At 64.3% G+C, this 8,436-nt stretch carries 10 protein-coding genes; 5 read left to right on the forward strand and 5 right to left on the reverse strand.

Translation table 11 applies throughout. The features are described 5' to 3' along the window. The first annotated feature begins 149 nt into the window (after nt 1-149). The 3 genes from IVB47_RS09375 to IVB47_RS09385 are packed head-to-tail and all read left to right on the forward strand — an operon-like array spanning nt 150 to nt 2,936. Nucleotides 150-845: a Tim44/TimA family putative adaptor protein gene (locus IVB47_RS09375; protein WP_247461187.1), complete on the forward strand. Its 696-nt coding sequence runs from the start codon at nt 150-152 to the stop codon at nt 843-845. Beyond that, complete coding sequence (locus IVB47_RS09380) at nt 823-2,349, forward strand: MltA domain-containing protein (protein ID WP_247461189.1); 1,527 nt, start codon at nt 823-825, stop codon at nt 2,347-2,349. The genes IVB47_RS09375 and IVB47_RS09380 overlap by 23 nt, the downstream gene beginning before the upstream one ends. After that, complete coding sequence (locus tag IVB47_RS09385; protein ID WP_247461191.1) at nt 2,346-2,936, forward strand: Smr/MutS family protein; 591 nt, start codon at nt 2,346-2,348, stop codon at nt 2,934-2,936. The genes IVB47_RS09380 and IVB47_RS09385 overlap by 4 nt, the downstream gene beginning before the upstream one ends. 52 nt (nt 2,937-2,988) lie before the next feature. Here IVB47_RS09385 and IVB47_RS09390 read toward each other — a convergent pair whose 3' ends face one another. Genes IVB47_RS09390 through hslV form a run of 5 tightly spaced genes read right to left on the reverse strand, consistent with a single transcriptional unit; the run spans nt 2,989 to nt 7,162 of the window. Further along, a complete protein-coding gene (locus IVB47_RS09390) occupies nt 2,989-4,113 on the reverse strand; it encodes a hypothetical protein (RefSeq protein WP_247461193.1) in 1,125 nt (374 codons plus the stop codon). Nucleotides 4,114-4,141: 28 nt separating this feature from the next. After that, complete coding sequence (gene hslU / locus IVB47_RS09395; protein ID WP_027566241.1) at nt 4,142-5,446, reverse strand: ATP-dependent protease ATPase subunit HslU; 1,305 nt, start codon at nt 5,444-5,446, stop codon at nt 4,142-4,144. A gap of 52 nt (nt 5,447-5,498) precedes the next feature. Then, a complete protein-coding gene (locus tag IVB47_RS09400; protein ID WP_247285042.1) occupies nt 5,499-6,116 on the reverse strand; it encodes a DUF2585 domain-containing protein in 618 nt (205 codons plus the stop codon). After that, nucleotides 6,113-6,598: a GNAT family N-acetyltransferase gene (locus IVB47_RS09405; RefSeq protein ID WP_027566239.1), complete on the reverse strand. Its 486-nt coding sequence runs from the start codon at nt 6,596-6,598 to the stop codon at nt 6,113-6,115. The genes IVB47_RS09400 and IVB47_RS09405 overlap by 4 nt, the downstream gene beginning before the upstream one ends. Before the next feature lie 3 nt (nt 6,599-6,601). Further along, on the reverse strand, nt 6,602-7,162 hold the full coding sequence (hslV, locus tag IVB47_RS09410) for an ATP-dependent protease subunit HslV (protein ID WP_027566238.1): 561 nt from the start codon (nt 7,160-7,162) through the stop codon (nt 6,602-6,604). Nucleotides 7,163-7,364: 202 nt separating this feature from the next. Between hslV and hisB the strand changes: the two genes are divergently transcribed. Together hisB and IVB47_RS09420 are read left to right on the forward strand one after the other, a co-directional pair. Beyond that, nucleotides 7,365-7,958 carry an imidazoleglycerol-phosphate dehydratase HisB gene (hisB, locus tag IVB47_RS09415; RefSeq protein WP_027566237.1) on the forward strand — a complete coding sequence of 198 codons (594 nt, stop codon included), beginning with the start codon at nt 7,365-7,367 and terminating at the stop codon, nt 7,956-7,958. Between the two features lie 66 nt (nt 7,959-8,024). Next, a partial coding sequence (locus IVB47_RS09420; protein ID WP_247461195.1) for a DUF2628 domain-containing protein occupies nt 8,025-8,436 on the forward strand: 412 nt, incomplete at its 3' end.

Raw genomic sequence — 8,436 nt, forward strand, 5'->3', positions numbered from 1 at the left:
GCCTACATCCCACGGACCTGACGCGCGGACCCGAAATGGTGATGTAGACTTGCCGTTCCGGTATGGAACGGTCTACTGGCCGGATCGATTTTCCCGGCACGACCCTTTCGAACGGCCCCTTCTACAGACGACCAGAAAGCGAATACGACGTGGACATCTACACCATCATCTTCCTGGCGCTGGCGGTCTTCATCTTTCTGAGGCTGCGCAGCGTGCTGGGGCAGCGCACGGGCAACGAGCGGCCGCCGTTCGACCGCAACGCGCTCCAGGGTGCCCAGGACAAGAACGTCGTCACCATGCCGGGCAAGGTCATCGACCAGGCCCCCTTGGCGCCGACGGCCGAGCCGACCCCGCCCTCCGACCGCTGGAAGGGCCTGACCGAGCCGGGCACCGTGCTCGCCCAGGGTCTCGACTCCATTGTCGAAAAGGATTCCACCTTCGATCCGCGCCATTTCATCTCCGGCGCCCGTGGCGCCTATGAGATGATCGTGCTGGCCTTTGCCAACGGCGACCGCCGCGCGCTGCGCGACCTGTTGTCGTCGGAGGTCTATGAAAGCTTCGATGCCGCGATCAAGGAGCGCGAGAAGAACGAGCAGAAGACCGAAACGCGCTTTGTCTCGATCAACAAGGCGCAGCTCGTCGGCGCCGAGCTGCGCGACCGCACCGCCCAGCTCACGATCCGCTTCGTCTCGCAGATGATCTCGGCCACCCGGGACAAGGCCGGCAATATCGTCGACGGCAGCGCCGACACGGTCGCCGACATCACCGACATCTGGACTTTCGCCCGCGACATCACCTCTCGCGATCCGAACTGGAAGCTGGTTGGCACCGGAAGCGCGAATTAAGGCTTTCCTGAAGACCAGCGCGACGGCGCTTTGCGCAGGTGCCGTCGCGCTGTCGTCGTTTTCACTCGGCGCCGAGGCGGCGCGGCGCCACTATCGCAGCCATCACCATCATCTCCCGGAATTGCCCGCCGCGCCCCCGCGCGCCTTGCCGTATCCGCAGCTTCCGCTGCCGTTCGAGATTCCCGGCGCGCAATATCTGCCGCTGGCCTGGGCCGACGTGAAGGGCTGGGGCGATGACAATCATCTCGCCGCCTACAAGACCTTTCGCGCCAGCTGCCGTCCGATCAGCGCACAGACCGGCGCTCCCGAACCCAAGGCTTTGGGCGCCTCGCTGGCCGAACCCTGCCGGGTCGCCAAATCGCTCGAGGCTACCGACGACGCCAGCGCCAAAACCTTCTTCGAGGAGAATTTCGCGCCGCTGCGGATCTCGCGCCTCGGCGAGCCCGACGGTTTCGTCACCGGCTATTACGAGCCGGTGCTGGAGGGATCGCGCACGCAGACCGACGTCTACAACGTCCCGGTCTATCGCCGCCCGTCGAACCTTTTCGTGCGCGGCTACAAGCAGGATTCGGTCAGCCTGCCCAACAAGGGCCCGGTCTATCGCAAGATCGGCCGCCGCAAGCTCGTGCCCTATTACGACCGCGCCGAGATCGAGGACGGCAAGATCGCCGGCCGCGGACTCGAGATTGCCTGGCTGAAGGACCCGACCGATCTGCTGTTCGCCCAGATCCAGGGCTCGGCGCGGATCAAGTTCGACGACGGCGGCACGGTCCGGCTCAATTACGATGCCTATAACGGCTATCCCTATACGGCGGTCGGTCGCATCCTGATCGAGCGCGGCATCATTCCGAAGGAAGAGATGTCGATGCAGAAGATCAGGGAGTGGATGGCCCAGACTCCCGACGGCGCCAGGGAGCTGCGGCGCCAGAACCGCTCCTACATCTTCTTCCGCGAGGTCAATCTGTCCGACAAGGAGGAGGCGGTCGGTGCGCAAGGTATCCCTCTGACGGCCGGCCGCTCGATCGCGGTGGACAAATCGCTCCACGTCTACGGCACGCCGTTCTTCATCGAAGGCGAGCTGCCGATCGATTCCGAACGCGCGAAGACGCCGTTCCATCGGTTGATGATCGCGCAGGACACCGGCTCGGCCATCATCGGTCCGGCGCGCGCCGATCTCTATTTTGGCGCGGGTCAGGAGGCCGGCCGCGTCTCCGGGCGGCTGCGCCATGCCATGCATTTCGTGATGCTGGTGCCGAAGGGCCTCGATCCTACGGCGCGCGCCGCGCGGCTCCCGGTGCCGGACCCGCGGCCTTCGGAGAAGATCGCAAAGCTGTTTCCGCAAACCGATCCTGCGAAGGACAAGCCGGCGGCAACCGTGGCGCAAAGCACGAGCGAGACCGTCGCTGTCGCCGGTCCAGTCCCGCTACCGGTGCCGCGTCCCGTGATCGAGCCAGTTCAGGAGCCGCGGCGGCCGGTGAAAAATCGTTCCCATCGGCAGCAATGAAGCGATCGTCCCGTCCGCCCGTGCTGGAGCCTCGTCCCTCGACGCGCCGTCGCGCGCTGAGCGAGGAAGAGCGCGCGCTGTGGGACAACGTCGCCAAGCAGGTCAAGCCGCTGAGGAAGCATCGTGTCGCCAAGGTGCAGGCCGCACCGCGCACCGAGCCTTCCTCCGCAGCGCCCGCCACGCGGCCTGCGTCATCGCCACGTCCGATTGCCGCTGCTCCGGCACCGCGTGCAGCGAAGCCCGCGGTGCCGCCGCTGGCGCCGCTCGGCAAACGTGAGCGCACAAAGCTGTCGCGCGGGCGTAGCGAGATCGAGGCGCGGCTCGATCTGCACGGCATGACCCAGATGCGCGCCCATCGCGCGCTGACCGGCTTCTTGCACCGCGCCCATCATGACGGCCTGACCTTCGTGCTCGTCATCACCGGCAAGGGCCGAAGCGGCGGTGAAAGCGGCGTGCTGCGCCGTCAGGTGCCGGAATGGCTGAGCCTGCCGGAATTCCGCGCCTTCGTCGTGGGGTTCGAGGAAGCAGGCATCGGCCACGGCGGCGAGGGCGCGCTTTACGTGCGGATCAGGCGAGCGAGATATTAGGGAGCATGATCCGGAAAAGTGGGCCCCGGTTTTCCGACCGGATCATGCTTGGCTAGAAGGGCCGCACGATTCCGACGCGCGGGATCAGTGTGACGATCAGGCCGAAGATATTTGTCTTCTGATCTTCCGCCGGAATCAGCGGTGTCTCGCGTGCGGCGGGCAGCATCTTCACGGCGTGCAGGATCAGGAACATGCAGACGGCCCAATTCGAGATCCAGCGCGAATAGTCGAACACCATCGCGAACATCACGAGACAGGCGAGGCTGACGCCGGCAAGCGCCGCGACCACGAGACGGCGATGCGTGTCGTTTGCGAGCGCAGCGATCAGGTTCGCAAAATAGCGCCACAGCGGTGTGTGCAGCCAGATCAGCAGCACGAACACGGGCACTCCTGGGATGTTGTGGGGCAGGCGACCCCAAGTGTCGGAAATTTCCCTCGCCAGCGGCTGATACCAGATGTAGGCAAACTGCAGCAGGTCGGTCCGCGACGGATCGGCCATCCGGCTCTTCAGGTAGGCAACGAAATCCGCCTCCGGTATCGGCATAGTTCCCCAAAATTGCGCGGCGAAGAACAGCGCGGAGACGGCAAGCAAGGCGATGATGCCGAACGCGACATTGGTGCGACCGCAGCCGTGCGTCAGATAGTGCCTGATCACGACGATGGTGATGATGGTCGGCACATACATCAGGAGATGGATGTGGTGGATCAGGACGAGAATGATCGAGAACAGCGCAGCCAGCGCCACGAACAGCAGCGAGCCGGCCGGCACCAGCAGCAGGATGATCGCCAGCGCGCAGCCATAGATGTCGAAATGGCCGAGCGTGTGCATGAAATTCTTGAGGAAGAACGGCGAGCCCGCGATGAAGACGAACAGCGGCAACGTCTTCGCGGTGAAGCCGAACGTTGTCTGGAATAGTCTTGCATACAGGGCGAGCGTCGCCAGCCATGTCGCGCCGCCGAGCGCGAACACCAGCCATAGCGGCACCTTGTCGGTGAACAGCGCGACGATCGCTCCGATCAGCGCGCGCTTGATGAAGCCGAAATGATAGTCGACGAGGAGGTGGATGTAGGGGACGTAAGGCGGCAGCTGGATCTTGTGAACGAAGACGCCGACGATGGCCGCCGCGTTGATCGCGAGCAGGAGACGCCAAGGGTTTTGCAGGATGCGTGCGGTCACGCCGCATCCATAGCGCGGCCGCCCGGATTTACAAAATGAACCGGCTCAAATCCGCGTTCTTGGCGAGGTCGCCAACGTGCTTTTGCACGAAATCGGCGTCGACCCTGACGGTCTCGCCGCTGCGGTCGGGGGCGGTGAAGGAGATCTCGTCCAGCACCCGCTCCATCACGGTCTGCAGACGCCGCGCGCCGATGTTCTCGACGGTGGAATTCACGGCCACAGCGACGTCCGCAAGCGCGTCGATCGCGTTGTCGGTGATGTCGAGCGTGACGCCCTCTGTCTGCATCAGCGCGACATATTGCTTGATCAGCGAGGCCTCGGGCTCGGTCAGGATGCGGCGCATGTCGTCGCGGGTCAGCGCCTGCAGCTCGACGCGGATCGGCAGGCGGCCCTGCAGTTCCGGCAACAAATCGGACGGCTTGGCGACGTGGAAGGCGCCCGAGGCAATGAACAGGATGTGGTCGGTCTTCACTGCGCCGTGCTTGGTCGAGACCGTGGTGCCCTCGATCAGCGGCAGCAGATCGCGCTGCACGCCCTCGCGCGAGACGTCGCCGCCGGCGCGGCCTTCGCGGGCGCAGATCTTGTCGATCTCGTCCAGGAACACGATGCCGTTGTTCTCGACCGCGCTGATCGCCTCCAGCGTCAACTGATCGCTATCGAGCAGCTTGTCGGATTCCTCGTTGATGAGGATTTCGTGCGAGCTCTCCACCGTCAGCCGCCGCGTCTTGCTGCGTCCGCCGAGCTTGCCGAAGATGTCGCCGATCGAAACCGCGCCCATCTGCGCGCCGGGCATGCCGGGGATCTCGAACATCGGAAAGCCGCTGCCGCCGCCTTGCGTCTCGATCTCGATTTCCTTGTCGTTGAGCTCGCCCGCGCGCAGCTTCTTGCGGAAGGAGTCCCTCGTTGCGGCGCTGGAATTGGCACCGACCAGGGCATCGAGCACGCGCTCCTCGGCGGCGAGCTGCGCGCGTGCCTGCACGTCCTTGCGCTTGCGCTCACGGACCTGGGCAATCGCGACCTCGACGAGATCGCGCACGATCTGCTCGACGTCGCGGCCGACATAGCCGACCTCGGTGAATTTCGTCGCCTCGACCTTCAGGAACGGCGCGTTGGCAAGCTTGGCGAGCCGCCGCGCGATCTCGGTCTTGCCGACGCCGGTGGGGCCGATCATCAGGATGTTCTTCGGCAAGACCTCTTCGCGCAAGGAGCCTTCGAGCTGCTGCCGCCGCCAGCGGTTGCGCAGCGCGATCGAGACGGCGCGCTTGGCATCGGCCTGGCCGACGATGAAACGGTCGAGTTCGGAAACGATTTCGCGGGGAGAAAAGTCTGTCATGGGACCTTAGCTAGGGACAGATGCGGGGCGGGACAAGCCGCTTTTTTTGCCGTCAGATGATCGGCGGACCCGATTGCCATTGTTTCACGGCCTCGATCGGATGGATCAGCATCAGGATATTGAGCGTCAGATTGTCGCGAATATGGAGCGCCAGCATGATTTCGAAGGCGAGCCCGAGCAGGACGGTCACCGACACGGGCAGCAGGCGCGCCGCGAGGAAGCCCAGCATCATGGACAGATTGTCAGAAACCGAATTGACGATGCTATCGCCGAAATAATCCAGCGAGATCGTTCCGGCGCGGTAGCGTTCGATGATGAAAGGCGAGTTCTCGACGATCTCCCAGGCACCCTCGATCAGCATCGCGACGATCAGGCGCGCGGGCCAGGACAGAGACACGAATGGCAGCCGCGCGAACAGCAGCCAGGTCAGCCCATAGAACAGGAAGCCGTGCAGGATGTGCGAGAAGGTGTACCAGTCGGCGATGTGCTGCGAATTTTCGGAGCTGTTCACCACGCCATGCCACAGCTTGACATAGCCGCAGGTGCAGATCGGCACCCGGCCCATCGCAAGCAGGATCGAGGCCTGCATCGCCAGCAGCAGCAGCGCGATGCCGACCCAGGCGAGCGGTGGAAACGCGGCCTTGCTTTCGTATGTGCTTGTCAGCGTCATGCCTCGCGCACCATCAGCAGCGCTGCTCCGTCGGGCGTCTCGACCATGCGGTCGCGGATAAAGCCGGCCTTCTCATAGGCACGCACGGCGCGCGCGTTGAGCGGATCAGGATCAGTGACGATGCGCGGCAGACCGTCTCGTAACTGCGCGTCGGCGAATTGGCGGATGAATGCCGAACCGTGCCCGCGCGCGATCATGTCGCTTTCGCCGATGAACTGATCGATGCCACGGGTGGCCTCCGGTTGCGGCCCAAGACCCGTATTCCAGGCGGTCAGGCGGTAGCATTGAAGATAGCCGAACGGCTTGCCGTCGGCCAACACGATGAACTGGTCCATGTCCGGCTCATCCAGATCGCCGCTCACGAGCGCGAACTGCTCGTCCGGATCGCCCCACCAGTCCCGCACATGCGCTTCGCCGAGCCATCGCCGGATTAGCGGCAGATCGGCCGCGGTCATCGGGCGGAAGGTGTAGGCGGGCGCCATGGCCTACCCGGCCGACAGCGCTTCGACAGTGACATTACGGTTGGTGTAGACGCAGATGTCGGCGGCGATGTCGAGGGAGCGGCGGACGATGGTCTCGGCGTCCTTGTCGGTGTCGAGCAAGGCGCGTGCGGCCGCCAGCGCGTAATTCCCGCCCGAACCGATCGCCATGACGCCGGCTTCGGGCTCCAGCACGTCGCCGGTACCTGTCAGCACCAGGGAAACGTCCTTGTCGGCGACGATCATCATGGCCTCCAGCCGTCGCAAATAACGGTCGGTGCGCCAATCCTTGGCGAGCTCGACGGCGGCCCGGGTCAATTGCCCCGGATATTGCTCGAGTTTGGCTTCCAAACGCTCGAACAGCGTGAAGGCGTCGGCCGTGGCGCCGGCAAAGCCGCCGATGACGTCGCCCTTGCCGAGTTTCCGGACCTTCCTGGCGTTGTGCTTGATCACGGTCTGGCCGATCGAGACCTGGCCGTCGCCGCCGACCACCACCGTGCCGCCCTTGCGGACGGTCAAAATCGTGGTGCCGTGCCAGACCGGCGAACTGTTTGGGGAGTCCTGCATGAATGATCCTCGTTGTCCGGCCTGATTTAGGCGGTCGGGGCCAAGGGGACAACTGGCCCACAACGGGCCGCTCCGGGCCCAATTTCGCTCACCATAGGCAGAAGTAGAGGCCCGGCCAGCCGTTCCCGCAGTAGCGAAGGCGTCATTTGGCTGTTAAAAGACCGGCGTTTTCGGCCCCGAACGAGGATGAAAGCTAGTTTTGATGCGCACCGCGACGATCAAGCGCAAGACCAAGGAAACCGACATCGAGGTCACCGTGAACCTCGATGGCACCGGCGTGTCCAATATCGCGACCGGCATCGGCTTTTTCGACCATATGCTCGATCTCCTCGCCCGGCATTCCCGCATCGACCTCACGGTCAAGGCGGTCGGCGATCTGCACATTGATCATCACCATACCACCGAAGACACCGGCATCGCGCTCGGCCAGGCCGTCAGGCAGGCGCTCGGCAACATGGCGGGCATCACCCGCTATGCCGGCGTGCACATGCCCATGGACGAGACGCTGTCGCGCGTGGTCATCGACATCTCGGGCCGCCCGGTCCTGGTGTTCAAGGTCGACTTCCCACGCGATAAGATCGGCGAGTTCGACACCGAGCTGGTGCGCGAGTGGTTCCAGGCCTTCGCCATGAACGCGGGTGTGACTCTTCACGTCGAGACCCTATATGGCGATAACAGCCACCATATCGCCGAGTCCTGCTTCAAGGGTCTGGCACGGGCGCTGCGCACCGCCGTCGCGATCGATCCGAAGGCTGTGGGCGAAATCCCGTCCACCAAGGGCTCGCTCGGCGGCTGACATCTTTCGGCCCGCGGCCCGCGCCGTTTGCGGTATCACTGAATTCCTAGGGAACGGGGCATCGCCATGTCCGTCTACACAGTTCATGCTCCCTCACCTGCCGGAGCCGATCTGCGCGCGACCGACAAGTTCGTCTTCGTGCGCGACGGCTTCCATTTCTGGGCGATGATCTTCGGACCGTTCTGGCTGCTGTGGAATCGGCTGTGGCTGGCGCTGGTCGGCTGGCTGATCTTCGTTGCCGCCTTCAATGTCGGGCTGTCCAGCCTCGGCGTCGGCCGGTCGTCGATCTTCTTCGCCGACATCATCGTCGCGCTCCTGATGGGATTCGAGGCCTCCAGCCTGCGCCGCTGGACGCTGTCGCGCGGAAAATGGCGGCAGCTCGACGTGGTGATTTCCGACGACGAGGACACCGCCGAGCGCCGCTTCTTCGAGCGCTGGAGCCAGAAGCAGCGCGGCATCGTCAATGATCAATGGGCCG

Source organism: Bradyrhizobium sp. 62, from assembly GCF_023073035.1.
Taxonomy (GTDB): Bacteria; Pseudomonadota; Alphaproteobacteria; order Rhizobiales; family Xanthobacteraceae; genus Bradyrhizobium.